Genomic DNA, 24,779 nt, shown 5'->3' on the forward strand with positions numbered 1-24,779 from the left:
ATCATAGGCGGAAATGGCGCGCCGTCTCCTCGAGTGCGCCAGCCAGCTTCTCGGCGAGCTCGTCGATTTCGGCATGGGTAATGACCAGCGATGGGCTCAGCACGATGGACTGGCCAACGGCGCGAACGATGAGGCCGCGGGCATAGCAAGCCTCCCGGCAAAAGATGCCGGCGCCTTCTTCGACCGTGAATGGTTCCCGTGTTGCCTTGTTCTTGACCAGTTGCAAGGCCGCCAGCGCGCCGATGCCGCGTTTCTCGCCGACGATCGGGCTGTCGGTCAGCTTCGCCAAGGTGTTGTGAAGATAAGGGCCGATGTCCTCGCGGACCCGATCGACCAGGCCTTCGCGGGCGATGATGTCGATATTCGCGAGCGCCACCGCGCTGGCGACGGGATGGCCGGAATAGGTGTAGCCGTGCGCGAGATGCCCGCCGCCGCTGATGGTCGCAAACACGCGATGGTTCATCGCGACCGCAGCGATCGGCAGATAGCCCGACGACAGCCCCTTTGCCATCGTCATCACGTCCGGCGTGATGCCGAAGGTCTGCGCTCCGAACCAGGAGCCGGTGCGCCCGAAGCCACAGATCACCTCATCGGCGACCAGCAGCACATCGTATTTGCGGCAGATCCGCTGGATCTCCGGCCAGTAGGTCGATGGCGGATCGATCACGCCACCTGCACCCTGCACCGGCTCTCCGATGAAGGCGGCGACATTCTCCGGACCGAGCTCGAGGATGCGCTGCTCCAGGGCCTGCGCGGCCTGCAAACCGAATTCGTCCTTTCCCAGGGTGCCGCCGACGCCGTACCAGTGCGGATGCACGATATGCGCGAAATCCGGCAGCGTGCCACCGTCCAGGGCATGCATATGCGGCAGTCCGCAAAGGCTGGCGGCGGCCAACGTGCTGCCATGATAGGCCATCGTCCGGCTGATGAAGATGCGCTTGCGGGGTGCGCCCTGCAGCTTCCAGAAATAGCGCACCATGCGAACGACGGTATCGTTGGCTTCGGAGCCCGAGCTGGTGAAGAGAAAATGGTCGAGCCCTTGAGGGGTCAGCGTCGACAGCCGATGCGCGAGCGCCGTCATGGTCGGCGTCGTGCTCTGGAAATGGTTGCTGTAGAATGGCAGCTGCGCCATCTGCCGGTTTGCGGCATCGATCAGTTCCTGCCGGCCGTAGCCGACATTCACGCACCACAAACCGGCCATGCCGTCCAGGAAGCGGCGGCCGTCGCTGTCCCAGATCTGGCAGCCTTCGCCGCGCACCACGATGCGGGTCTTGCCGCTGGCGATCAGCGCGGGATCGGTGAAGGAATGGATGTGATGCGCCCCGTCGAGCGCCTGCCAATCGTCGGTCGTTCTTGTATCCAGCATTTTTCTCTCCGACGCCGCCGGCGGAGCCAAACTGGCCGGCACCATCGGTCCCGATCATTCAACCGCCGATACAAATGCGGGAGATGCCAAAATGAGTGGCGTTGGTGACCAACAGGCACCAGACCGCAAAGCCGCAGGGTGCACCGTCGCGATCGATGCTGCGACGATCGCGGCATTTGCGATAGCTCGAGCGGTGCGCTGACGATTGCGGCGTTCGTCGTCGAGCGTTTTGCTAAAATACTTCCGTATGACATCGTCGATCGAATTTTCGAATGGCCGTACTGCAATCGATGGCCGGGGCGACGACTTCCGTCAGATCTTCGTGAAGACCCTGACGATTACGTACTCGTTACTTCTGACGATCCATACCAATGTATGACACCATGAGCGGGAAAAGCGGTCCATATTGTTAGCCATCCGATAGTCGACGCCAGTCGAGCTTGAGATTTCAGGAGGCCAGATATGTCGTGCCATCCCGCCCAGCTTCTTAGAGAGCGATCCGTATCGATATCCGCTGCCGAACTTTTGGATAACCGTTCTGCAGTCCAGCAATCGCCAGAGCACGCAGCACGGCCGGATACCCCGGTCATTGGCATCGATCTCAAGCATCTCGGCGTTTCTGTACGCGTCGTGCCGAATGCAGGTGCGCCTGAGACCGAGCGCGCCCTTCAAATCGCAGGCGTGGGAAGGGATGTCGAGGCGTCACTGAGCTTCGATAGTCTCGTGAGCAAGGCAATCCGGGAGATGCCGAAAGCGCGAATGGACCAGGATCCGGTGGTGCGCCGGCTCTCCGAGGCGCTTGCCGCCGCGGAGCGAGATCAGTCGGAGTTCGGCAGGATCTACGCGGACGCGATCAGGCTCGTCACGGTGGCGAGGATGATCAGCGCCGATGCGAAACCGGCCTCCCCTGTGCAGGCCAACCGAGACGACGGACTATCAAAGTGGCGCCTCAAGCGCGTCGTGGAGTACGTGGCCACGCATCTCGATGAGAAAGTGACGTTGGCAGACATGGCCGGAGCAGCCCGGCTGAGCCGGATGCATTTTGCCGCGCTGTTCTTCCGCGCAACCGGCCTGACGCCGCATCAATATCTGCTGAAGCAGCGTGTCTCCGCTGCGCAGGACATGCTGCGAACGACCGACAAATCGATCGTCGACATCGCACTAAGTGTCGGGTTCAGCACCCAAGCGCACTTCACCACCGTCTTCAAGCGTATCGTAGGACAAACGCCCTTGAAGTGGAGGGAAGGCAGGCCGACCGAGCCGCTGCCGTCATACAGGCGAATTGGCGCTGAGGAGCGAACCGTCGAGGGACCACGGCCGCTCTGACGAGCCGGCGCCTCGACATAAACCTTGGTGTTAACCGCGCACGCCACGAGAACTGCGCGACTTAACCAACCAGTATAATCGACGATATCCCGCACCCTTCGTAAAACACAACATCGAAGCATTGCAGTGACCCGGCGATCGGGATTGTGGAAGCCATGAACCGTCGACTGAAAAATTTCATTCTCAGACGCCTCACGGTTCTCCTGGTGTCGTGGCTGCCCGCGTCGTCTCATTCGTTTGGAATCGAAAGCAGGGACGTCGCTGCGCTACGCCACGTTCACCAAGCTCCCCTGAATTCGCTGGTAAAACAAAGCATGTCGCTTTCTCTGGATAGAGAGTGCTGCTCGAAGGCGGTCTTGCAACGGCAATACGATCGCATCGTAAGACTGGACGCAAATCCGGTCCGCATCACTGTGTAGAGCCGTGAAAGACGGCCCGCGGACCGAAGGCCGCTGACGCTGCGCTGCCCTCAGTTGTCCCGGGCGGGCTGCTGACTGGCCAACGCCTGCCGAACGCCAAGCACATCGGCCATTCGCACGAGCTCGGCGAACGATTTGGCCTGCATCTTGCGCATCATGTTGCCGCGGTGAATCTTCACCGTGATCTCGCTCAGCGACAGGCGCCAAGCGACTTGCTTGTTCATCAGTCCTGCCGTGACAAGGCCCATGACTTCCCGTTCCCGGGGCGTCAGCGAATCGTAGCGCAGCCGGATGTCTTCGTCCCGCCGCGCTTCCGCGCGCCGCCGCTGATCGCGGGAAACGGCCTCTTCGACGGCCGCAAGAAGTGCTTCCTCTTCGAACGGCTTGGGAAGGAAATTGACCGCGCCGGCCTTCATGGCGCGGACCGTCATCGGTATGTCCCCGTAGCCGCTGATCAGGATCACCGGAATCGAGGCGTCGCTCTCAACCAGCTCCTCCTGGAATTCGAGCCCGTCGGCTTCCCCCAAGCGGATATCCAGGATCAGGCAGGACGCGGAGTTGATGGCATCGGATGCCAGGAACTCGCCGGGCCCCGCGAACGTCTCGACGGAGTAGCCGACGGCACGCAGCAGGCTGCTGAGCGAATTGCGCACGTCGGTGTCGTCGTCGACGATGCAGATGAGGGCGGTGCTGATCGCGCTCTGTGATGCACTCATGCTGTCCAGGGCCAGGTCATTGGAGTGTCGGGGGAGGTCCTTGCGAAGAGTCGCCCAGGATTGCCTCCACGTCGTGGAGCAGAATCTCGGGATCGACGGGCTTGTCAACAAAAGCCGCGGCTCCAAGACTTTTTGCCTCGGCGCGCGCTTCCGGCGTCGAATAGGCCGTCATGACGATCACGGGGACGCCGACACCCCGGCGCCGCAGTTCCCTGTGCAGGCCGAGGCCATCCATGCCCGGCATGTGCAAATCAGTAATGACGCAGTCGACATTCGCGACGGAGGCCGACGCCAGGAAGTTCTCGGCCGCGCCAAAACTCTCCACGCGCAGGCCTACCGAGCGAAAAAAGCTCGATATGCTTTCCCGCACGTCGTCGTCATCGTCAACGATGCAGATGGTGGATCCTTGTGGCACTAGACAGCTCCTCCCGGGCAATTTGCCCGGTGTTTCCGTCGGTATGGCCGGATTCTGTCCATTTTCCCATCATATCAAGATATTAGGTTTCGACCACCGCGCCTCCGCCGGGATGTTCAATGGCAGCGTGAACCCCACCGTTGCCCCCCATCCGTCATTGTTGGACGCCGAAACGCGGCCTCCCTGCCCTTCGATGATCGTCCTGCAAATCGACAGCCCAAGGCCCATTCCATCGGATTTGGTGGTGAAAAACGGCTCAAAGATGCGCTCGGGGTTGCCCTCGATCCCGGTGCCGCTGTCCTCGACAGCCACTTTGATGAAATTCTCGGCGGTGCCGTCGATCCTGACGCGGATCTCGTGCGGTCGGTCGGCGATTCCCCTGGTCGCATGGAGCGCGTTCATCAACAGGTTGACGATCACCTGCTGCACCTGCACCCGGTCACAGATAATCGGGCCTCGGATATTGGCTTCCTCAACCCGGATAGTCGCCGCCGCAGCGCGCGCTTCCCGCGCCAGCAGGGAAACCGCATCCTGCACCAGGGCGCCCATATCGACGGAGCTGACCTGCGGCGCGGTCTTCTTGGCGAGCGCGCGCACCCTTCCGACCACCTCTGCGGCCCGGTTGCCGTTCGAGACGATCTTCTCCAGGCAGTCGGCCACCTCCGTGAGGTCGGGATCTGGCCGGGTAAGCCAACGCTTGCCCGATTTGCCGTAGTTGATGATGGCCGCGAGGGGTTGGTTGACCTCATGCACGATCGAACCGGCAAGCTGGCCCAGCAGAGCCACGCGCCCGGCGTGAGCGAGTTCGAGGGAGGTCTGCTCGATCTTCGCCCGCGCCTCGTTTCGCTCGGTGACATCGACGGCCATGAGCAGCACCCTTGACCAATCCTGTCCGTCCGGCAGGACGGACACCCGCAGCACCGCATCGATGATGCGCCCATGCAAAGTCGCGCAGCGCGTCTCGATCTCCGCGAGCGAAGAACCGGCCACTAACGAGGCAAAGATGTGCGCCAGGGCCGGTTCGGAATCCGGCAATTGTCCGAGCAGTGCATTGCCGTCGGTCAGATCGGCGACCGTATCGGCTTCGAACATTGCAAGCGCGGCGCTGTTGGCGTTGTAGATCCCGATCTCGTTGGCGGCCGCGCGCAAGATCTGCGGATTCGACAATAGCCATGCTTCGCAGTCCTGGCTTGGTCCTCTGCTGTCCAGAATCAGCCGCATGGCCTTGCTCAGGTCGCATTCCAGGGCGGCAAACCCCGCCGAGTTGAAGATGGTGCTGTAGCGCTGCTCGGAGCTCCGTCTTTCCGCCAGGGCACGGCGGCTCTCGGTCAGATCGGCACTGGTTTCGATGATGCCGACAGGCCGGCCGTCCGGATCTCGTCGCTCGAGCCAGCGGCTCGCCAGAATGAGCCGCGTGCCATCTCGCCGCGTTCGGATGATTTCGCCCGACCAGGTTCCATTCTGCTCGAGAGAGGCGCTTATTTCCTCTGCCGAAACGATCGATTCGAGCAGATCGCTGCAACGCCTGCCCAGCGCCTCGCCGCGCGTCCAGCCATAGAGCCTCTCGGCGCCTTCATTCCAGTAGCGGATGATGTCCGATCGGTCGCGGACGACGACGGTGTCGTGCGAGAGTTCGAGGATTCTCGCTTGCTCAGCGAGAGTGGTTCTTGCGGACCTGTCCCTGAGTGACAGCAATACTGTGATCGCGATCGCGACAAGACTTACGATGTAGCGCAGCAGGGCGCCTCCCAGGGGATCGTCCGCGTGTCCGATCAGGAACGCGGTCGTCGTGAGCACAGCCGTGATACAGCCGCTGCCAATCACGAACCTGCGGCCGAGCGGCGCCAGCGTCAGCACCACGCCCGTGTACAGGACCGCGACGGCGCCATCGATCGGGCTTAACGCATCCGCCAGGAAAATCAGCGCCGACGCAACGATGGCCGCCGCGAGCGCGAATTGACCTCTCCGGCGGCTGATCGCCTTGAAACTACCCTGCTTTGGACCAGTGTTGGCCGCCATGTCATCCCCATCAAACCCGGTTCCAGGGCCGACTTTTATCGTGTCTGCTCGCAAGAATGATCATACCTAGGTTTGAATTCTCGTTCCCCTTTTTTGTCTGTAGCTGGGAGGTTGAGCCGCATCCGCGGGCACCGTGCGAATTTGAAACGCTTATGCGAACCTCGGAAGACAGGATTTCAATTGGCCGCGCAACCTTCGGTGCACGCTTCGCCCGAAGCCGCACCATGCCGCGAACGAGTTTCTGCCAAAGATCAATCCAGCATTGACGCGTAGTTCGAGACCGAGGGCGATACGCGCGTTGGGAAAGCCGATTCATCATGTTGAAATCAGCAATCGTTGGAGTCGTGGATTTCTGTGCGCAGCGGCGCTGGTGGGTTCTCATTATCGGAATCCTGCTCGCGGTCGCAGCGCTCGCCTATGACGTCACGCGGTTCTCGATCACGACGGACACCGACAAGCTGATCTCGAACAACCTTGCATGGCGTCAGCGCCAGGCGGCGTTTTCCGAGGCATTTCCGGACAAGGGAATCCTGGTCGTGGTCTCCGCACCAACGCCGGAAAATGCCGAAGCGGCGACAAGCGCGCTGACGCAGGAACTCGCCAAACACCCGGATCTGTTCCGCGCGGTTGTCCAGCCGGACGGAGGCGAGTTCTTCCAGCGCAACGGCCTCCTGTTCGAACCGCTGCCCAGCGTCAAGAAGTCCATCACGGGATTGTCGAGCGCCGATTTTCTGATCGGCTCGCTGGCGGCCGATCCGACCCTGCGCGGCGTGGCGAAGGCGCTCGGCTATGCGCTCGATGGTGTCGAGGGCGGAGACATCAAGCTCGACCAGCTCGTGTGGCCGCTCTCGCTTGCCGACAAGACCCTGAATGACGTGCTTGCCGGCAAGCCGGCGACATTTTCATGGCAGGCGCTGGTGCAGGGCTCGCAGCCGCAGACGAACCGATTGCGCCACTTCATAGAAGTCGAGCCGGTCCTGGATTTCTCCGCGTTGCAGCCGGGCCGCAACGCGACGGACGGCATCCGTCGAGCCGCCACCGATCTGAAATTGGGCGAGACGTTCGGCGCCACCGTACAGCTCACCGGCACAGTGCCCATGAACGACGACCAGTTCTCGGTGATCCGGCAAAGCGCGCTGCGCGACACGTTGACGGCCTTGTTCGGAACGCTGATCATATTGTGGCTGGCGCTGCGTTCGTGGAAGATCGTCACGGCGGTGTTTTTCAGCGTGATCGTCGGCCTCACTGTGACCGCTGCCCTTGGCATCGTCATGGTCGGGGCCTTCAACCTGATCTCGATTGCATTCTTCGTTCTGTTTATCGGGCTGGGCGTTGACTTCGGCATCCAGTTCAGCGTCCGTTACCGCTCCGAACGGCATGAGTGCAGCGATTTGCGGGAAGCGCTGCGACGGGCCGCGCGCAAGGTGGGAGCCCCGCTTTCGCTAGCTGCCGGCGCCACCGCGGTGGCCTTCTTCTCATTCCTGCCGACCAGCTATCGGGGCCTTTTCGAACTGGGGCTCATTGCCGGATGCGGCATGTTGATTGCCTTCTTCTGCAGCATCACCCTTGTCCCGGCGATGTTGACGCTGCTGAAACCGCCCGGAGAACTGGCGCCGGTCGGTTTCAGCAGCCTCGCCCCACTGGATAATTTCCTGCAGCGGCATCGCATCGCGGTGATCGCCGGCACCATCCTCGTCGTCCTCGCCGGAATGCCGCTGCTCTCTCGCCTTCCGTTCGACTTCAACCCGATCAACCTGCAAAATCCGCACGCCGCGTCCGTCGTGACCTATCGCGAATTGCAGGGCAATCCGCTGACCAGCGGCGACGATGCCGAAGTGCTGGCATCATCGCTGAGCGAAGCCGGCAGCATCGCAAAGCGGCTGGCGGCCCTGCCCGAGGTCTCGCGCACACTCACGCTCAACAGCTTTGTTCCCGATGACCAGGACCAGAAGATCGCCGTCATCAAGGCCGCTGCGCCGCGCCTCCATGGCGCGCTCAATCCGCCGCGCGATCCGGCGCCGACGGACAAGGACACCGTGGATGCCATTCGCGCGACCGCGCAGCACCTTACGAAAGTTGCGGGCACCGCGACCGGCCCGGGCGCTGAGGCCGCGCGACGCGTTTCCGATTTGCTGACGCGCCTGGCGCAAGCCGACGCCGCGACGCGCGCACGCGCCGAAGCCGCCTTCGTTCAGCCGCTGAACCACGATCTCAACCAGTTACGGAACAGCCTCGATCCGCAACCGGTGACCATCGAGAATCTTCCCGCCGATCTTGTTCGCGACTGGCTGTTGCCGGACGGCAGGGCCCGCGTTGAGGCGCTGCCAAAGGGCAACGCCCAGGATAGCAGCGTCATGCGGCGGTTCGCGACTGCGGTCATGGCCGCCGAGCCGTCGGCCACCGGCCCCGCCATCAGCCTCTATCAATCGGGCCGAACGGTGATCGACGCCTTCATCGAAGCGGGTGCGCTCGCGCTTGGCGCCATCGCGATCCTGCTCCTGATCGCGTTGCGCCGCGTCACGGACATGCTGTTGACACTGATACCTTTGCTGCTGGCCGGCGCGGTCACGCTGGAGATATGCACGCTGACCGGCACAGCGATGAACTTTGCAAACATCATCGCCCTGCCGTTGCTGCTGGGCGTCGGCGTCGCGTTCAAGATCTACTACATCATGGCCTGGCGCGAAGGGCAGACGGGCTTGCTGCAATCCAGCCTGACCCGCGCGGTTATCTTCAGCGCCATGACCACCGGGGTGGCGTTCGGAAGCATGTGGGCATCGAGCTATCCGGGCATGTCGAGCATGGGCAAGATGATGGCGCTCGCGCTGCTCTGCACAATGGCCGCTGCCGTGCTGTTCCAGCCGGTCCTGATGGGACCGCCGCGCCAGGTCAGAGCGGCTTCGGCGCAGCGGTCGGCCGATCCATTGCCTCGCCCGGCGGAATAAATCTTCCCCTGGTCTGATCCAGGCATCAGTTGCGACGGTTTTTCTGAAAGCTCGGCTGCATGATAGCGAACCGGTTCACATTCAACGTCGGCTCTGTCATGCTATGTTCACATATCGCAGCCGGACGGAGGACCGGGCGACTGCTGCTTGAAGGGGCGAAGCCGCATCTGGCCATCGTGACCGAGCGAAAATGGTGACGTGCTCGCTTGCAACATTGCTGGAGGTTGACCATGCATTCCGTTTCAGCCGAATGGCAATCCGCTTCGACAGTTCCCTCTGACGAGGATCTGGAAATCTGTACATTGAATTATGATGGCATGGTCCATGCGATTCCCTTTCCTTGCCGCAGGCACGGAACCAACTGGGTCGATCGCTCGGGCGGAACGCACGCCGACATTCATCCGACCCAATGGCGCAAGTGGACCGAGCCGAACTAGCCCATCATCCGGGCGAGCGCGGCCTGGTCTTGGGCCGCGCTACCGGGATTGCGTCCTGACGCAGCCTGGTCTGCAGCCGAGCGAAGTCGGTCTGGGAACATCGACCACAAGTTTGTCTCGCATGTTCCCGCTACCTCAGACATAGTGAGCCTCCCGTACGCCGCGGAAGTGAGGGCTCATGAACCGAAGCCCGGTGCTCATAGACCTGGCCCTCCAAGGCGGAGGCTCGCATGGTGCATTCACCTGGGGCGTCCTCGACCGGCTGCTTGAAGAGCCATGGTTTCAGATTGCGGGCATATCCGGGACATCTGCCGGGGCGATGAACGCTGCCGTGCTGGCGGACGGCTGGACGGAGGGCGGCGCTGCCGGGGCACGTGAGGCCCTGGACAAATATTGGCGGAGCGTCTCGCGCGCCGCTGCATTCAGCCCGCTGCAACGCTCGCCGCTCGACCATCTCATGGGACGATGGTCGCTCGACACCTCTCCCGCCTATCTCTTCACCGATTTGATGTCGCGGATGCTGTCGCCCTACGACCTCAATCCGCTCGGCTTCAATCCATTGCGAGAAATACTGGCCGGCGCCATCGATTTCGATCGTCTTGCCCGCGCGCCGATCAAGCTCTTCGTCACCGCCACGCGGGTGCGGACCGGTCGCGGACGGATCTTCCGCAACGCGGAGATCGACGCGGATGTCCTGCTGGCGTCGGCCTGCCTGCCAACGATGTTCCGCGCCATCGAGATCGATGGCGAGCCCTATTGGGACGGCGGTTACGCGGGCAACCCGACGATCACGCCGCTGGTTCGCGAGACCGATGCGCACGACACCATCATTGTGCAGATCAACCCGACCGAGCGGCCGGAGCAGCCACGCACCGCCGCCGAAATCCTCAACCGCCTCAACGAGATTTCATTCAATTCGCCGCTTGCGAAGGAACTGCGGATGATCGCGCTGCTTCGTCAGGTCGCCGACCCCGGCACTGGCGAGGGCGCCCGTTGGGCGCGGATGAAGACGCACCGGATCAAGAGCGACATGCTCGCGACGTTCGGCGCGTCATCCAAGCTCAACGCCGAATGGGCGTTCGTATCCAAGCTGCGCGAGGAAGGGCGGCGAGCCGCCAACGAGTTCCTCGACATGCACGGCGCCGATCTCGGCATGCGTTCGACCGCCGATCTCGATATCCTGCTGGCGGAGTGCTGAGGTCATGGGGCTTCTCGGCATTTTGGTCGGGCTTGGTCTGCTGATCTGGCTTGCTTTTCGCGGCTGGAGTGTCCTGCTGCTGGCGCCGATCGCCGCACTGATCGCCGCAGCCTTCGATCGTCAACCGCTGCTCGCCAACTGGACGCAGACGTTCATGAGCAGCGCGGCGGAATTTCTCGCACAATTCTTCCCGATCTTTCTGCTTGGCGCCGTCTTCGGGAAGCTGATGGACGACAGCGGCGCGGTGGTCGCGGTCGCGAACTTCATTACCCGCAGTCTGGGCGAGCGCCGGGTGATCCTTGCCGTGGTGCTCGCAGGTGCATTGGTCACTTACGGCGGCGTCAGCCTGTTCGTCGCGTTCTTCGTGATCGTTCCGATGGCTCAGTCGCTATTTCGCAAGGCGGCGATTCCGCATCGCCTCGTGCCTGCGGCGGTCATTCTCGGCACCTCGACTTTCACCATGTCGGCGATGCCTGGCACACCGTCGATTCAGAACGCCATCCCAATGCCCTTCTTCGGCACGACGCCCTTCGCGGCGCCAGGCCTCGGCCTTATCGCGTCGATGATCATGCTGGGCATCGGGCTATGGTGGCTGCATCGCGCCGAGAAAACGGCGCGACGCGCGAATGAGGGCTATGGCGACGCGCCATCGTCAACTCCCGAATCTGCGGCCGACGATGAACGGTTGCGCGGGCGGGCTGCAACCGCGCGGGAATTCGATCCCGCGGAGATCCACCACGGACACCACAGCGAAGTGGCGGCCCCGGTTCTCAACGCCATTCTTCCCTTGATCGTCGTTGTCGTTATCAATCTCGTGATGTCGCTCGTTGTCCTGCCGCGGCTCGACTTCTCATTCCTGGCCGAGCAGCGCTGGGGGCACACGTCGCTATCAGCCGTTGCCGGTGTCTGGTCGGTCATCGTCGCCTTGACGGCAGCAATCGCGGCAGTCATCCTCTGCAACTGGACGCGACTGCCTGCACTGCGGCAAACCATGGATGCCGGGGCCAATGCGTCCGTCCTGCCCGCCTTGAGTGTCGCCAGCCTCGTCGGCTTCGGCGCCGTTGTTGCGTCCCTCCCCGCCTTCGACATGGTGCGGGACTGGGTGCTCGGCATCGAGGGCGGGCCGCTGGTCTCGCTTGCCGTCGCCACAAATCTGCTTGCGGCGTTGACAGGGTCGGCTTCCGGCGGCTTGACGATCGCGCTCGATGCGCTGGGTCAGACCTACATGGAAATTGCCGCGCAGGCCGGGATTGATCCCGGCATCTTGCATCGCGTGGCAGTGATCGGCGCGGGGACCCTGGACATTCTGCCTCACAATGGCGCCGTCGTGAGCCTGCTCGCGATCTGCGGCCTGACGCATCGTGAAAGCTACTTTGACATTGTGATGGTCGGGATCGTGAACTCCGTCATCGCTCTTGCCGCGGTGATCGCGATCGGCACCATGTTCGGGTCGTTTTGACGCCGCCAAGCGACGACGCGCTGCCCGATGCTTACGACCAGGGCCTGCACTCATTTGTGGACGCCCCGCATCCGGCCTCCGATGCAGCGACGGAGCTGGCGATATCCAGACCGATTGTGATAACCTCTGACACGGATGCCTCCCTTAAGTGGTGCTCAACACCTCCACTTTGGCACATCGATGCCGTCGGGCGGGGCGTCCCCCCATCATAAATCGGGAAGCTACGGATCAGGGCACTTTCGAGCCACTCCCGCTCGACGTCGCGCCTCCAACGGGCGTCCCACGCATGCAAATGCAGATAACATGCGGTCGATGTTTATTGTAGCCTTCCGAGATAACCGATGATTGCAGCGCGTTCGGCATCATTGACGCCCGTGTAATCCATCGAGGTCCCCGGGCAGGCCTCGCGGGGCCGCTTGAGGAACTCGTCCAGTCGCGCTTCAGTCCATACTCCCCCCAGTTGGCGCAAGGCGGGCGAGTAATCCGGGTAGTTCCTGATCGAGGCGACCCGCCGACCAACCACGCCGAACAAATTCGGGCCGATCCGATTGCCGCTGATTGGCGCCGACTGGTGGCAACCGCTGCACTTCTCCGCAAACAGTGTTTCTCCGATGCTACCTTCTTTCGGGCGCACCGAGACCAAGGTTGCGGCGTCTGTCCACAGGATGACGCGACCGTCATGCCCCTCGATGAGGTCGCGGATTCCACTGCCGATGACGATCGACTCGAGATAAGCGACATGGCCGTCGCGGACCCGCGCGCGAAATAGCGTACCGGCCTTGAGCGAGCCGATCAACAGATCGCCGCGCCATTGCGGAAACAGCCCGCCCTCGACAGCCAACAGGTTTGAAGTCGCGATCGAAGGGACCCAGGCAAATACCGGCGTCTGATAGCGCTGCTGCGCGTCAGGCTTGTTCAGAGGCCAGGAGAATGAACCATAATCCGTCCCGTCGGTCGTGTACGGCCAGCCGTAGTTTTTGCCGCGCTCCAATCGGTTGAGTTCGTCGCCGCCTTGCGGGCCGTGCTCGGTGGACCATATGGTTCCCGAGCGATCAACGAAGAGACCCTCCGGATTCCGGTGACCGAGCGTGAAGACCGCTGCGCGGCCGTCGGCAATGTTGATGGCGATGGTCTTACCGTACGAGGTCGCAGAATTCTGCGCCTGTGCTTCAACAGAGGCGACACCGTCGAACCCGAAATCGCCGACGGCAAGCAGCAGCGTCTGCGTATCGAGCAGCGCCATCCGGCCGCCCCCAAAATAGCCGACAAACGCGATGCCGTGACGTCGGCCCTCTCCGCGGACCGGCAGACACGGCGTAGTCTCGTAAAGCATCTTCCATTCCGGACCCGCCGCGCCGCGTAGAATGGTGGCACGATCTGAGTGCAGCATCGAGACCCGCTCGACCCAGCACTGCTGAGCAGCCTTCCAGTACGGATGTGAGACGAACACTCGCACGTCGGGGCCGGTCTCCTGCACCAGCAGAGCATAGGTCCGAAACCATTCGGTATTGAGAACCTCGCCTGCGGCCTCGACCCGCTGGCCTTCCTGCGGCAGCCATTCGTCTCGGGGAGCAGCCCAGGGGCGCCCGGCTGCCGCGGCAAACTCATCGCCGTTGATGGGAACGCGATAGGGCAGTGGGATGATCTTCAGACGGTCTGTCTCTGCCTCCCAGCCGAAGACGTAGAGATGACCATCCCCACTCAACTGCAGGTAACGATCGCCGATGCGCGCCAGCCCTCCGCCGCGCACCACGGATTTCGGAAAAACTCCCGAATAAGTTTCGACGTTGAGATTATAGTACTCGGTCCTGATCACGGCTGCAGTTTGCCGCAGCGAGACCTGCGCTGTCAGACTCGGTGCGACCAGGCCAACCACGATCGTGGCGAGCAGCGCGCCTAGCGCGATAGCCCGGTGCAGCAGCGAGGTTCCGACTAGATATGGCGCCGGAACAAGCACCACGGCGGATAAGAACGTCGCAACCGTGATGGTACGCGGAAAATTACTCTTGGTGACAATGAAACCTAGGAAGACCACGCCGAAAATGGCGACCGTCGATACGACTATCAACCACAGTGTCTGCCAACGTCCGGCGGACAGGAGCAGCGCGGCAATGCTGGCGCTAGCGACAAACGCAGTCGCAAGACACGCGAAGGGCAGCCACAGAGAACGCGGCAATTGCCATACGGGCAAGCCGAATCTCCACGCTGCTAAAAGCAATAGCAGACCGACAGACGTGGCGTACCACGCTGTGAGATAGCGCCATGACGGCGCTGCGCTCGCTTTCACTCTACCCTCTGGGCCGCGCCCCCCCGTCGCACTAGTAGGCTAGCTTAGCTTGCGCGCATGCGAGAATTAAATCGACCGCCTTGGTTAACAACCAAACTTCAGATGGATCGTGAGGTGGTAGTGATACAAGGAACTACTGCTTTCCAGAGATCTGCGCCGTCACGAGTACACACTAAGCGGCCAAAGCGAGATACCCGCTCACGGTCAGAATCGATGCCGCAGTGGAAGCAAGGATGACGTTGGACGTGATATCAGCCTCGCGCTGGTAGAACTCCGCCAGCATGAACGGGCCCGTCCCGGTCGGAAGAGCGGCCAGCAGAACCGCAACGTGAGTGAGCAACGGTGACAGGCCGAACACGGCGGTCGCCATGATCCATGTGACGGCCGGCTGCAGGACAAGCTTGAAGCTCACGAGGAGCGCTGCCGATCCGATATCCTGCTCTGAGGTCTCGCGCTTGGCTGCCAGGAACAGTCCGAGCGCAACAAGCGCGCAGGGCGAAGCCGCGCCACCCAATAGTTTCAGGAAGCTTTCGGCCGGCGCAGGGACACTGAGACCGGCGAGCGGAACGATCGCGCCGAGAGCAGGTGCGACCAGCAAGGGATTGCGAAGCAGCGAGCCGCCCACCTTGATGAGAAGGTGCTTGCGTCGCTTTTCGGTTTGCAGGCCAGTTTCGATCAGCACGATGGCAATGGCAAAGAGGATGCAGACCGTGATCATCGTGGCAATGAGGGTCGGGGCCAACGCGTCGCGGCCAAGCGCCACCAGCGCCAGCGGAAAACCGACAAAGCCAACATTCGCGTACCCCGCGTTCAGGCCGTCGATGGCGGCGTCGGCCAGGTGCCGCGGGTGGCGTAGACGAACGGCAATCGTGAGGCAGAAGACCAGCGCCGCGCCGATGCCGAATGCCGCGATAAAGCCCGGCTGCCAGACATCGGCCCATTGGGCGTGCGCGATGACGTCGAAAAGCAGGGCCGGGAGCGCGAGGTGCACGACGAAGCGGTTCAACTCGGTAGACGCGTGGGGGCCGAGGACGCCGAGCCGGCGAGCGAGCCAGCCCGCGAAGATCAGTGCGAAAATGGGGAGGACGGTGGTGAGGGTCGAGAGCATTGGAGAGCCTGACTTTGAAATTGCCGGTTAGCTCTATCCAGCCGTTCTGATATCATCCAATACCAATTCACGCCCCTATCCATACCTTTTCGGTATCATGATCGACATCAGGCAGATGCGCTATTTCGTGGCCTTGGCCGAGACGCTCCACTTCGGGCGCGCGGCCGAGCGCCTTCACATCAGCCAACCGCCGCTGAGCCGGCAGATCGCAGCCCTGGAAAAGGAGCTCGGCGTCCGCCTGTTCGAGCGTCACTCAAGGCGTGCGACGCTGACCCATGCCGGTCGGCGCTTCCTGGAAGATGCACGCGCGGTCCTGATCAGCTTCGATCAGGCCTGTCGCAACGCGCGTCTGGCCGAGCGCGGCGAGCTGGGCGAGCTTTCCATCGGCTTCATGATGCACGCGGCCTACACCGTCCTGCCGGGGCTGGCGCGGCGTTACATGGCCAATCATCCCGGGGTACGCGTCGAATTGCGGGAGATCGTTCCCGCCACTTTGGCTGATGCTGTGCTGGCCGGGCAGTTCGATGCCGCCATCATGTTCAACCCCGGCCCCATTCGAGGCCTCGAGACGCAAACGATCTATCGCGAGCGGCTGTGCCTGGCCGTGCATGCCAGCCACCCTCTTGCGAACCATGAGGTGATCCGCGCCAAGCAACTCAATGGCGAGCCCCTGATCGCTGTTCCCACCGACGTCGCACCGAAACTGCGCGAGGCCGTTGTCGGCTACTGTCGTTCGGGCGGGTTCGAGCCGACATTCAGGTTAGAGGTCGCACTTCAGCAGACGATCGTGAATCTCGTAGCGGAGAACCTTGGCATTGCCCTGGTGCCACAATCCATGGGGCAGCTCGGCATTGCGAATTTGGTCCACCGTAAGCTTGAAAAAGCGCCGACCATCGAGCACGTGGTCGCCTGGCGGCCAAGCAATCTCAATCCGGCGCTCCAGCCATTCCTTGCGGAAGCGCGGGCCGTTGCCCCGTAACAGGTGAGTGCGTTGCTGCCCTTCCCCTGCTTCGATTGGCTACAATTCAATTTGTATTTGTCTGAAAGCGCGGCGTTCTGCCTGCCAACCAGACGAAATCGCTTGCCGCGTCAGCAGCGCGTTGCACCCGGGCAACAGTCCCAGGAAAAAGTGTCAACCGGCACTTTTCGCCATTGTGCGTCCACAACTCGATCGGAAAGATCAGCGCTGTCGCATGCTTGGCTGTGTAACTCGGCTCAAGTGGAGCCCTTTGGAGGCTACGGGACATGAACCCGCGGCAATTTGCGACGGTGGCGCCGGCGCTGTGCGGAACGATCGTTCTCGCAGGTTGGGTCGTTGCATCGCTCGGCGGCTTAGGTTCCGCCAGCATCGAGCACTCCGGCGCGCTGCCGATCGAAGACCACCCCGCACCCTCTCTTTCCACCAACGCCGAGCCCGCGGATGCACCACAGGCAGCCGCGGCGGGAAGCGCCACTATCGTCGCGTCCGCCGATGTGGCAGCCGCCGTCGAGTCGGTGAAGGGGATCGTTGCCGATGCGCCGGCGGCCTCGGTTGCGGCGGAACCGATCGTCGAAGCCGCGCTGCCGGCTTCGTCGCCGACGCTGCCGGCCGAAACACCACCCATGCAGGTGGCGACAGCGAACACGCCTGACCCGGTGCTGAACGACGACGGCACGGAGGCGGCAAACCGCATCGAAATTCTCGACGAATGCCTGGTCGTGGACATCTGCGTCGACCGATACCTGTGGGCGCTCTACCAACGCACGCCCAAGGAAGACACCAACAAGGTGTCCGAACAGAGGAAAGTGACAATCAGGAAGAGAGGCAAGACGAGGACTGTCACCAGAACCTTTACAAGGCTCGTCGATGCCGACTTTACCTGGAAGGATCCGAAGGCGGCGGAAAGAGCCGGCATGCCGATGATGGACTACGTGATCGGAGGCATGGATCGGGGCTTCAAGCTGAAGCTGTTTCATGCGCTTCACGCGGCGGAGCAAGCCGGACTGTCGCCGGGCATCACCAGCGCGTTCCGCGATGACTACCGTCAAGCAATCGCAAGCGGCCTGAAGGCGGCAAGCAACAGGTCATATCATGGCGGAAGCTTGCGCGGCGGCTATGGCCACGGGCTCGCGGCCGACATCGTGAGCGTGAAAGGCACGACACGGGGGCAGCGGTGGATTGCCAGTGAAGCCCTCTGGAAATGGGTCGATGCACACGGGAAGGAGTTCGGCATCGGGCGACCGTATCTCGATCGAGATCCGCCGCATGTGGCACCGATCGACGGCAGAGAATATGCCTCTCACCACGGCGGAACGAAGGTTCGCCACGCGGAGGCGAACACGAAAAAGCACACCAAACTGGTTATGCGCGCCGATCGCGGCGCGGCGAAACGCACAAAAAACGCAAGAGCGTCGAAGGGGAGAACGATCTAACCGTATTTCAAGCATGCGCTCCAACGACGCGAGCAAGCTCTGCCAAATTCCTTAATTGCGCCGCGCGAATGTCCCAAGAACCATACGAGTTTGGATCGGGGCGACTGGCGCCGCAGATGGTGTGCGCATGATTTCGCGGTTTGTGAGACGGCAACGCAAACAGACGCGGCGGCAGCCAGCATATCTTATCATCGCCGCTTTCGCCGCACTTATCGCGCCTGGAGACCCTGCGGACGCCAAGGGGGCTCGGAGCGAGCGCTCGGTCGAATCCGTCCAGTCGCGCATCGCCGGCGAACCGATGATGGCCGTCGTTTCGCTCCAGGACCAGCGGATCACCGTTTACGACGCCAATGGCTGGATCCTGCGCGCGCCGGTGTCGAGCGGCCAGAGAGGACGCGAAACGCCAGCCGGGATCTTCAGCATTATCCAGAAGGAAGCCGAGCACTACTCGAACCTGTATGACGATGCGTACATGCCCCACATGCAGCGCATCACTTGGTCGGGCATCGCACTCCATGGCGGCCCCCTGCCCGGCTATGCCGCATCCCATGGCTGCGTGCGGATGCCCTTCGATTTCGCGGCGCGCCTGTTCGAGGACACGCGGATTGGCTTGCGGGTGATCGTGGCACCAACTGATGTGGCGCCGATCGAGATTGCCCATCCGGCTCTGCTACAGCCGAAGCCGGGCGCCATCGCTTCGGCCGCTGCCCGTCGGGCAGAAGCCGATGAGGCGGCCGCAAAGGCGGATCAGGCAAGGCGCGCCGCCGCGAAGGCTTACCGGGAATCCACGCAGGCATCGATGCCGGTGCGCGTTGCGGACAATCTGAAGCGCAGGGCCGAGACGCAACTGGCCGCCGCCGAGGCCGCGCTTGGCTCCGCCGCCTCGCCCGAGGCAAAAGAACAGGCCGAGCGCACCAAAGCGCAGGCGGTCACCCGAGTAGCCGAGTTGCAGGAACAATGGACGGCGGCAAAGGCGGAGCTGCAACCGAAGCTCGATGCCGTCGCCGCCGCGCGTGAGGCCGCGCTCGCCGCGGAGAATGCGCGGATTGCGGCCGTCGACGCCGCACGCCAGGCGGCGCGCGAGCTCGAGCCGGTATCAGTGCTGATCAGCCGCAAAACCCAGCGGCTGTATGTTCGGCGGGCATTTGAGCCTATCCTGGACAGCCCGGTCACCATCCAGGACCCCGATCGCCCGATCGGCACACATGTCTTCACCGCCATGGAGCCGACCGATGGCGGAAACGGCATTCGATGGAGCGTTGTTTCACTGGAAAGCAGCCATCCGCACGGCGGCGCGGCAGAACCTCACGATCCGGCGCGCGGCCACAGAGCTCGCGAGGTCGAGCCAAAGAAGACGGAGCCGGCCAGCGCAATGGCTGCGCTCGACCGGATCGTCATTCCGCAGGACGTGATGGATCGCATCGCCGGGATAACGCCGCGCTCGTCGTTGATCATCACCGACGAGGGGTTGAGCTCTGAAACCAGCAAAGGAACGGAATTCGTGGTCCTCATGAGCGGCGAGCCGCAGGGAGGAATCAAGATGCGACGGCGCGCACCGGCAAGCGAGTATCCCTATGCCCGCGCACGCGACCGTCAGCTTTTCTGGGGCCGGCCGTTCGCGGGACCGTTTTCCACGTGGTGAGGCCGTGATTTTCGCACTGGCAACGACACAAATGCGCAGTGCCAAACCGGACGTATCGCGGCGAAATCTGATGATGCGACGGCAAGCGGCGTCGCACTGGTGTTCTTGATATCCGGAGCGTATAGTTGTGGGAGACTTGGCGGTAGTGCGGAATGTCAGTTTTCTCAGGCAGATTAAGTCTCGCGGTCACTTTAGCAGCGCTCTGTCTCGGCGGGCAAACGGCCCACGGCCAAGTTGTTCCCATGACATATTGGACTCCAGGCTGGCCCATCGGCTTTGACAATGTGACGGTCGACCAGAGTTCGAACACATACGGCAACTTTCCGGGCTTTGACGCCAGTGACGCTCGCGGCGGCCGCTTTTCCTATACGCGCTACAATTTCCCGAACGGCTGGTTCGTCGGCAGCGAACGCGGTGCCATGAGCTTGAGCGGCATCAACCAGTATGCAGCCTTTGGCAATTTCGGCTCGCTCTATACTGAGGGCGTGCAGTTCGGCTACAGCTTCAAGAACGCGGGCGGGCTGCCGCTCACGGTCTATGCCGGTTTCGACACCTTGAAATATAATACAGGCATCGGTAGCCCCTTCGCTCCCTTCGACTCCGTGTCCGGCACCCTGCCCGGCTATAGCGCGCATGCGGGCATCGAAATCCAGCCAGCGTCGAATCTCAGCCTCTCATTTGGCGTCGGCTACACCCAACAGTCGGGGCGCATCGACAGCGACATCAATTCGTCCTTGCTACCGGGCGCTTCTCCGTTTGCCTTCGGCGCTCGCCGCTAACGCACGCGAATGATGCTTGAGCTGGCGGCTCAAATCGCGCATCAATGCCCTTATTGCGCACCATAAAAAACAAAGGGGAGGCAATCATGAGGACGCTCACAGCCGTGCTGTGCGCCTTGGCGCTGTTCGCAACCGGCGCGCAAGCGCAAACCGTCAAGGATTTCCTGGCGCAGGTCACCAAGAAATGGACCACGCCGTTCGAGCCGTTTCAACTGATCGGCAACATCTACTATGTCGGCACCGACGGCATCGCCGTCTACGTGATCAAGACGTCTGAGGGTTTGATCCTCATGGACACCGCGCTTCCGCAGTCCACCGGCATGATCAAGGACAACATCGCCAAACTCGGCTTCGAGCTCGGCGACATCAAATACATCCTGAACACGCATGCACATTTCGATCACACCGGCGGCTTTGCCGAAATCAAGCAGGAGACCGGCGCGCAGCTCGTCGCAGGCGAACGTGACAAGCCCCTGCTGGAAGGTGGATATTATCCCGGCGATGAGAAGAATGCCGATCTCGGCTTCCCGCCCGTGAGGGTGGACCGCGCCGTCAAGGAAGGCGACAAGGTCACGCTCGGCGACACCACGCTGACGGCGCATGCGACGCCCGGCCACTCACCCGGCTGCACGAGCTGGGAGATGACCGTCAAGGAGGGCGGTCAGAATCGCGATGTGCTGTTCTTCTGCAGCGGAACAGTCGCGCTCAACAGGCTGGTCGGCGACCCGACCTATCCCGGCATCGCGGACGACTATCGATCGACATTCGCCAAAGCCAAGACGATGAAGATCGACGTGCTGCTCGGCCCGCATCCGGAAGTGTACGGCATGCAACAGAAGCGCGCGCAAATGAAGGACGGCACCCCCAACCCGTTCGTCAAGCCCGGCGAGCTCGCAGCCTACGCGGCAGGCCTCGAACAGGATTTCGACAAGCAGCTCGCCAAGCAGACGGCCGCGCTCCAGAAGAGCAACTAGAGCGTGATGTTTTTTGGTTGAAACGCCGCTTCGCCGCAAGTTCATCTCTCCCGTAGGGAGAGGTCGTGCCGAAGGCGCGGGTGAGGGGTTACGGTGCCTCGATAGAGCAAATCCCCTCACCCGGCGTTACACGCCGACCTCTCCCTACGGGAGAGGTGAAGAGACGCAGCGCCCATCGCGGACACGATTCGATCTCATCTTATCAGACTCTAGACGCGGCAGTTATAGCGCCGTGCCGCCGCCAAACTTGGACGGATCGTTGTAGCTCGGCGTGTCGTCGTAGTGCATCAGCGGCCGAGGTGCTGCGAACTCCCAGCGCGGAACCGCGTAGACCGGGCCGGGTGGAATGATGACATGCTCCGGCCTGAAGTGATGGAGGGAGGCCGCACTGGCAGATGCAGACAGGGTGATCAACAGGCCTAAGGCCAAGAAAATACGCATCGCGTTTACTCCGATGAACTTGTCGCCCGCTCTCATCCCATGAAGTGCGCTGGGGCCGCCATCGTACCAAGGTATGGCGGCATCACGATCGGTCACATCAGCGATATCGGCGGGCATGCCTTCTCGTGCCCGGCGCGGTCTGGTTCATCAAAGCCTCGACGGCTCATGCATCGGCCATCTTCTTGAAGGCCTCACGGTCAAGAACCTTGACGTGATGTCGGCCTCGCGTGGTTATGATCTTCTTCACGACGAGCGCCCGGAATGCGCGGCTGAGCGCCGGAAGTGTAATGCCGAGATAATCGGCGATGCTCGAACGATCCATCGGCAGATATATTTCCGAGATCGGCTCGTTCCGCGCAATCTGCAGGTGCTCCTGGAGCTCAAGGAACATGGCGAGCCTCTTGACCGCTCTTTTCTGGACAAGGAGAACCGCATGATGCTGCGCCTGACGCAATTCGTCGCAGAGCTTCACAATGATTTGCACGTCGAGATTGGCGCTGCTGCTCAGAATCCGCTGCACCGACTGCAGCGGCATCTTGTAGGCGATGACGGGTGTCGTGGCCCTCGCCGTGTTGGTGTACCGCGCCTCCTCGGTCAAACCGAAGAGATCGCCGGGATAGAGAAAGGACATGACGGGCGGACCGTCGGCAAGCATCCGATACGCGGTGACGACTCCGCTTATGATGTTGAACACCGCATCGGCGCGGTCGCCCTGATTGTAGATCCGCTCGCCTTCTCGAAGCGAACGATTGCAGCGATCTTTGCAAGCTGTGCGCGCTCGTCGTTGCTCAACAATTGATGCCGGACACGCTTTTTCGGATGACCAGGCGTCCAGGGATCGGTCGCATGAATCGCGGGTCCCGCCATGCGGGTTGCGTTCGTCGGCATATGTTGTGCACCTCTTGCCATCGCCGATGAGTAGCCGATCTGCCGCGTTTCCTTTTTGATCGCCGTCAAAGAGTACCTACGTTTGCCTGCGTTGGCGCGACCGGAACTGGCCGCCAACATGCGCGCCGCACAAATTTGATCCTGATCAAACTTTCGCCTACCAAGGAGGCTGCCTTTTTTCAGTCGGTACGCGATAACTTTGGCGGTGATGGCGGAATGGGGAAAGCGGTCGATGTCGTCGGATTCAAGTGATCCCCGCCTGACCTATGCGCAAAATGTCGAACGATACCGCCGGCTCCTGAAGACCCAGTTGAGCGATGCCGAGCGGGAATTCATCGAGCGACGGATTTCCGAAGCGCATCGCGCTTACGAGACACCAACCGACAGGTTCGTCGTTCGCGCCAATATCGATCACTTCCTGAAGGCCCTGTGGGACGGCAACCTGACGCCTGAAAAACGCTCCACCATTACCAAATTGCTGATCGAGGAGCAGAACAAGCTGAGCCATGACCTGGAGCAGCTTCGGTTCGCGGAGGATCGAGTACTGGCCGGCCGCAAACGTCTCGAGCATCTCAGAAGCAAACTGAACGACCCACGATCCGATCCGGCCAATCGATCGCAGGCAACCCGCCTGCTTGCGACAATGGAAGAAATCCAGCGGTTGCTGGAGGAGTTCTGCGAACAATTGCGCCGCAAGGTCATTGGCAGGGACGGCATCTAGCGACCTCGCGCCTCAATAAGGCTGATCGCGGATGTGCAGCATGTATAACACGCGGGAGATCATCAGCTCCCCTACCAGAAAAATGCCGACACAGATGATGATGTCGACCCATGTCAGCGCTAGCGCATTCTGACAAACCACGAGCGGCAGAAGCGATTCCGGAATCTGGTCCAGCCCAACCGCCTGGGCGCTGGACGGCAAATTGAGACGACGCTTGATGAAGCTGGAGATGATATCGCCGAGCATGGCAAGGCATGCCACCAGAGCGCCTGTGGCGACGCTCACGCCAAGCACTGGCGCGGCCGCCGCAGTGGCGGCCACGGAAAGGACGACACCTCTGATCGTCTTTGACTGACCCAGCAACGGGCGGCCATCGACGAAATGCACCTCGGCATCCAAAGGAAACGCCAAACGGGAGCCGAATATCTTCTTGGCGATAACCGGCGTGCCGTTCGCGAAGGTCAAGAGCACGAGCGATTGCAGGATTGGCCAAAGGTCCATCTGAATATCCTGCGCCGGCGCACGGCAGGTCCGGTGCAAAAGGATAGACGCACCGCACCTGCCAATTCAACCTTCAGCGTTTCCACGATTTCTCGCAATCGCCTTGCGACAGGCATCGGAGCGACGACACACTGATGGCCCCTGGCGCGCCCACGGTTCGTCGCCGAGTTTGACCCGCATCAATGGTGTACCATCACAGAACGGTTAGCTTGGCGGTCTCAGCGAGGAGTCTGCCATGAACGAAATTCCCCAAATTACCATTTCCTCTGCGAAGGTCGCAGCGATCCTCGCGAAGGCACGGCAGTTCGACGTCAAGGATGCGGTGACCGACCCGGAGCCCGCCTCCAACGCGAGTGACGATGCCATGCTTTCGGTCCTTGAGGATCATCGCGACGATCCCGTCAGCGGCGAACTGACGGCGATCATCCGCGGCCTGAACGAGGACGAACAGGTCGACCTGGTGACGCTTGCATGGCTCGGCCGCGGCGACGGCGAACTCGAAGAGTGGGACGACCTTCGCGCGGAGGCCGCGCACGCGCACAACAAGCGCACGGCGGAATATCTCTTGGGAATGCCGTTACTCGGTGACTATCTGGAAGAGGCCCTATCGCAATTCGGGCATTCCGCGGAGGAGTTTGAGCAGCCGCTCTAGCAGTCTGCTGAAGAACCCCCTCGCCACCGAGGGGGCTTGATGATTCACTTGTCATCTCGAATCGGCGGAGATGC

The 24,779-nt window shown here is 61.9% G+C and carries 22 protein-coding genes; 12 read left to right on the forward strand and 10 right to left on the reverse strand.

Translation table 11 applies throughout. From position 1 onward, the window contains the following. Position 1: 1 nt before the first annotated feature. Positions 2–1,366 carry an aminotransferase gene (locus tag ACZXDY_RS25230; protein ID WP_464347344.1) on the reverse strand — a complete coding sequence of 455 codons (1,365 nt, stop codon included), beginning with the start codon at positions 1,364–1,366 and terminating at the stop codon, positions 2–4. Positions 1,367–1,828: 462 nt separating this feature from the next. Between ACZXDY_RS25230 and ACZXDY_RS25235 the strand changes: the two genes are divergently transcribed. After that, complete coding sequence (locus tag ACZXDY_RS25235; protein WP_464347345.1) at positions 1,829–2,692, forward strand: helix-turn-helix domain-containing protein; 864 nt, start codon at positions 1,829–1,831, stop codon at positions 2,690–2,692. Positions 2,693–3,161: 469 nt separating this feature from the next. On the opposite strand, the gene ACZXDY_RS25240 is transcribed toward ACZXDY_RS25235, so the two are convergent. The 3 genes from ACZXDY_RS25240 to ACZXDY_RS25250 all read right to left on the reverse strand — a co-directional run bounded on the left by ACZXDY_RS25240 (position 3,162) and on the right by ACZXDY_RS25250 (position 6,261). Then, positions 3,162–3,827, reverse strand: a complete 666-nt coding sequence (locus ACZXDY_RS25240) for a response regulator transcription factor (protein WP_464347365.1) — start codon at positions 3,825–3,827, stop codon at positions 3,162–3,164. Positions 3,828–3,843: 16 nt separating this feature from the next. Then, positions 3,844–4,242, reverse strand: coding sequence for a response regulator transcription factor (locus ACZXDY_RS25245; RefSeq protein ID WP_464347346.1), 399 nt, complete (start codon positions 4,240–4,242; stop codon positions 3,844–3,846). Positions 4,243–4,311: 69 nt separating this feature from the next. Further along, positions 4,312–6,261, reverse strand: a complete 1,950-nt coding sequence (locus ACZXDY_RS25250) for a PAS domain-containing sensor histidine kinase (RefSeq protein ID WP_464347347.1) — start codon at positions 6,259–6,261, stop codon at positions 4,312–4,314. A gap of 317 nt (positions 6,262–6,578) precedes the next feature. Between ACZXDY_RS25250 and hpnN the strand changes: the two genes are divergently transcribed. From hpnN to ACZXDY_RS25270, 4 genes are all read left to right on the forward strand, one after another. Next, the gene (gene hpnN, locus ACZXDY_RS25255) at positions 6,579–9,206 is read left to right on the forward strand and encodes a hopanoid transporter HpnN (RefSeq protein ID WP_464347348.1); all 2,628 of its coding nucleotides are present in this window, start codon (positions 6,579–6,581) and stop codon (positions 9,204–9,206) included. A gap of 230 nt (positions 9,207–9,436) precedes the next feature. After that, positions 9,437–9,643 carry a hypothetical protein gene (locus tag ACZXDY_RS25260; RefSeq protein ID WP_464347349.1) on the forward strand — a complete coding sequence of 69 codons (207 nt, stop codon included), beginning with the start codon at positions 9,437–9,439 and terminating at the stop codon, positions 9,641–9,643. Positions 9,644–9,821: 178 nt separating this feature from the next. Then, positions 9,822–10,841 (forward strand): patatin-like phospholipase family protein, encoded by a 1,020-nt coding sequence (locus ACZXDY_RS25265; RefSeq protein WP_464347350.1) that lies wholly within the window; start codon positions 9,822–9,824, stop codon positions 10,839–10,841. 4 nt (positions 10,842–10,845) lie between these two features. Next, the gene (locus ACZXDY_RS25270; protein WP_464347351.1) at positions 10,846–12,300 is read left to right on the forward strand and encodes a GntP family permease; all 1,455 of its coding nucleotides are present in this window, start codon (positions 10,846–10,848) and stop codon (positions 12,298–12,300) included. Positions 12,301–12,616: 316 nt separating this feature from the next. Here the strand turns inward: ACZXDY_RS25270 and ACZXDY_RS25275 are convergent, their stop codons facing one another. Both ACZXDY_RS25275 and ACZXDY_RS25280 read right to left on the reverse strand, forming a co-directional pair. Continuing rightward, positions 12,617–14,368, reverse strand: coding sequence for a PQQ-dependent sugar dehydrogenase (locus ACZXDY_RS25275; protein ID WP_464347352.1), 1,752 nt, complete (start codon positions 14,366–14,368; stop codon positions 12,617–12,619). Positions 14,369–14,759: 391 nt separating this feature from the next. After that, positions 14,760–15,695, reverse strand: a complete 936-nt coding sequence (locus tag ACZXDY_RS25280; RefSeq protein WP_464347353.1) for an AEC family transporter — start codon at positions 15,693–15,695, stop codon at positions 14,760–14,762. A gap of 97 nt (positions 15,696–15,792) precedes the next feature. On the opposite strand from ACZXDY_RS25280, the gene ACZXDY_RS25285 reads away from it, so the two are divergent. The 5 genes from ACZXDY_RS25285 (at position 15,793) to blaBJP (ending at position 21,502) form a co-directional block, all read left to right on the forward strand. Beyond that, entirely contained in the window at positions 15,793–16,674 is an 882-nt protein-coding gene (locus ACZXDY_RS25285) for a LysR substrate-binding domain-containing protein (protein WP_464347354.1), read from the forward strand. 266 nt (positions 16,675–16,940) lie between these two features. Beyond that, the gene (locus ACZXDY_RS25290) at positions 16,941–18,107 is read left to right on the forward strand and encodes a peptidase M15 (protein WP_464347355.1); all 1,167 of its coding nucleotides are present in this window, start codon (positions 16,941–16,943) and stop codon (positions 18,105–18,107) included. Between the two features lie 127 nt (positions 18,108–18,234). Continuing rightward, positions 18,235–19,749, forward strand: a complete 1,515-nt coding sequence (locus ACZXDY_RS25295; RefSeq protein WP_464347356.1) for a L,D-transpeptidase family protein — start codon at positions 18,235–18,237, stop codon at positions 19,747–19,749. Positions 19,750–19,991: 242 nt separating this feature from the next. Further along, complete coding sequence (locus ACZXDY_RS25300) at positions 19,992–20,528, forward strand: hypothetical protein (protein WP_464347357.1); 537 nt, start codon at positions 19,992–19,994, stop codon at positions 20,526–20,528. A gap of 86 nt (positions 20,529–20,614) precedes the next feature. Further along, a complete protein-coding gene (gene blaBJP / locus ACZXDY_RS25305) occupies positions 20,615–21,502 on the forward strand; it encodes a BJP family subclass B3 metallo-beta-lactamase (RefSeq protein ID WP_464347358.1) in 888 nt (295 codons plus the stop codon). A gap of 222 nt (positions 21,503–21,724) precedes the next feature. On the opposite strand, the gene ACZXDY_RS25310 is transcribed toward blaBJP, so the two are convergent. Genes ACZXDY_RS25310 through ACZXDY_RS25320 form a run of 3 tightly spaced genes read right to left on the reverse strand, consistent with a single transcriptional unit; the run spans position 21,725 to position 22,951 of the window. Further along, the gene (locus ACZXDY_RS25310) at positions 21,725–22,060 is read right to left on the reverse strand and encodes a hypothetical protein (RefSeq protein ID WP_464347359.1); all 336 of its coding nucleotides are present in this window, start codon (positions 22,058–22,060) and stop codon (positions 21,725–21,727) included. 46 nt (positions 22,061–22,106) lie between these two features. After that, on the reverse strand, positions 22,107–22,637 hold the full coding sequence (locus tag ACZXDY_RS25315; RefSeq protein WP_464347360.1) for a Crp/Fnr family transcriptional regulator: 531 nt from the start codon (positions 22,635–22,637) through the stop codon (positions 22,107–22,109). Further along, positions 22,622–22,951 (reverse strand): hypothetical protein, encoded by a 330-nt coding sequence (locus ACZXDY_RS25320; protein WP_464347361.1) that lies wholly within the window; start codon positions 22,949–22,951, stop codon positions 22,622–22,624. Before ACZXDY_RS25320 ends, ACZXDY_RS25315 begins: the two co-directional genes overlap by 16 nt. A gap of 112 nt (positions 22,952–23,063) precedes the next feature. On the opposite strand from ACZXDY_RS25320, the gene ACZXDY_RS25325 reads away from it, so the two are divergent. Beyond that, the gene (locus ACZXDY_RS25325; RefSeq protein ID WP_464347362.1) at positions 23,064–23,552 is read left to right on the forward strand and encodes a hypothetical protein; all 489 of its coding nucleotides are present in this window, start codon (positions 23,064–23,066) and stop codon (positions 23,550–23,552) included. Between the two features lie 12 nt (positions 23,553–23,564). On the opposite strand, the gene ACZXDY_RS25330 is transcribed toward ACZXDY_RS25325, so the two are convergent. After that, positions 23,565–24,023 (reverse strand): CDP-archaeol synthase, encoded by a 459-nt coding sequence (locus ACZXDY_RS25330; protein WP_464347366.1) that lies wholly within the window; start codon positions 24,021–24,023, stop codon positions 23,565–23,567. A gap of 265 nt (positions 24,024–24,288) precedes the next feature. On the opposite strand from ACZXDY_RS25330, the gene ACZXDY_RS25335 reads away from it, so the two are divergent. Then, positions 24,289–24,705 carry a DUF3775 domain-containing protein gene (locus ACZXDY_RS25335; protein WP_464347363.1) on the forward strand — a complete coding sequence of 139 codons (417 nt, stop codon included), beginning with the start codon at positions 24,289–24,291 and terminating at the stop codon, positions 24,703–24,705. Positions 24,706–24,779 lie beyond the last annotated feature (74 nt).

It is taken from the genome of Bradyrhizobium sp. LeoB3, from assembly GCF_055456055.1.

Excerpts from the sequence above, each read along its gene's own strand:
- ACZXDY_RS25230 (WP_464347344.1), bottom strand. The coding sequence starts at position 1,366 with ATGCTGGATACAAGAACGACCGACGATTGGCAGGCGCTCGACGGGGCG.
- ACZXDY_RS25235 (WP_464347345.1), top strand. The coding sequence starts at position 1,829 with ATGTCGTGCCATCCCGCCCAGCTTCTTAGAGAGCGATCCGTATCGATA.
- ACZXDY_RS25240 (WP_464347365.1), bottom strand. The coding sequence starts at position 3,827 with ATGAGTGCATCACAGAGCGCGATCAGCACCGCCCTCATCTGCATCGTC.
- ACZXDY_RS25250 (WP_464347347.1), bottom strand. The coding sequence starts at position 6,261 with ATGGCGGCCAACACTGGTCCAAAGCAGGGTAGTTTCAAGGCGATCAGC.
- hpnN (WP_464347348.1), top strand. The coding sequence starts at position 6,579 with ATGTTGAAATCAGCAATCGTTGGAGTCGTGGATTTCTGTGCGCAGCGG.
- ACZXDY_RS25260 (WP_464347349.1), top strand. The coding sequence starts at position 9,437 with ATGCATTCCGTTTCAGCCGAATGGCAATCCGCTTCGACAGTTCCCTCT.
- ACZXDY_RS25265 (WP_464347350.1), top strand. The coding sequence starts at position 9,822 with ATGAACCGAAGCCCGGTGCTCATAGACCTGGCCCTCCAAGGCGGAGGC.
- ACZXDY_RS25270 (WP_464347351.1), top strand. The coding sequence starts at position 10,846 with ATGGGGCTTCTCGGCATTTTGGTCGGGCTTGGTCTGCTGATCTGGCTT.
- ACZXDY_RS25280 (WP_464347353.1), bottom strand. The coding sequence starts at position 15,695 with ATGCTCTCGACCCTCACCACCGTCCTCCCCATTTTCGCACTGATCTTC.
- ACZXDY_RS25285 (WP_464347354.1), top strand. The coding sequence starts at position 15,793 with ATGATCGACATCAGGCAGATGCGCTATTTCGTGGCCTTGGCCGAGACG.
- ACZXDY_RS25290 (WP_464347355.1), top strand. The coding sequence starts at position 16,941 with ATGAACCCGCGGCAATTTGCGACGGTGGCGCCGGCGCTGTGCGGAACG.
- ACZXDY_RS25295 (WP_464347356.1), top strand. The coding sequence starts at position 18,235 with ATGATTTCGCGGTTTGTGAGACGGCAACGCAAACAGACGCGGCGGCAG.
- ACZXDY_RS25300 (WP_464347357.1), top strand. The coding sequence starts at position 19,992 with ATGACATATTGGACTCCAGGCTGGCCCATCGGCTTTGACAATGTGACG.
- blaBJP (WP_464347358.1), top strand. The coding sequence starts at position 20,615 with ATGAGGACGCTCACAGCCGTGCTGTGCGCCTTGGCGCTGTTCGCAACC.
- ACZXDY_RS25310 (WP_464347359.1), bottom strand. The coding sequence starts at position 22,060 with ATGCCCGCCGATATCGCTGATGTGACCGATCGTGATGCCGCCATACCT.
- ACZXDY_RS25320 (WP_464347361.1), bottom strand. The coding sequence starts at position 22,951 with ATGTTGGCGGCCAGTTCCGGTCGCGCCAACGCAGGCAAACGTAGGTAC.
- ACZXDY_RS25325 (WP_464347362.1), top strand. The coding sequence starts at position 23,064 with ATGTCGTCGGATTCAAGTGATCCCCGCCTGACCTATGCGCAAAATGTC.
- ACZXDY_RS25335 (WP_464347363.1), top strand. The coding sequence starts at position 24,289 with ATGAACGAAATTCCCCAAATTACCATTTCCTCTGCGAAGGTCGCAGCG.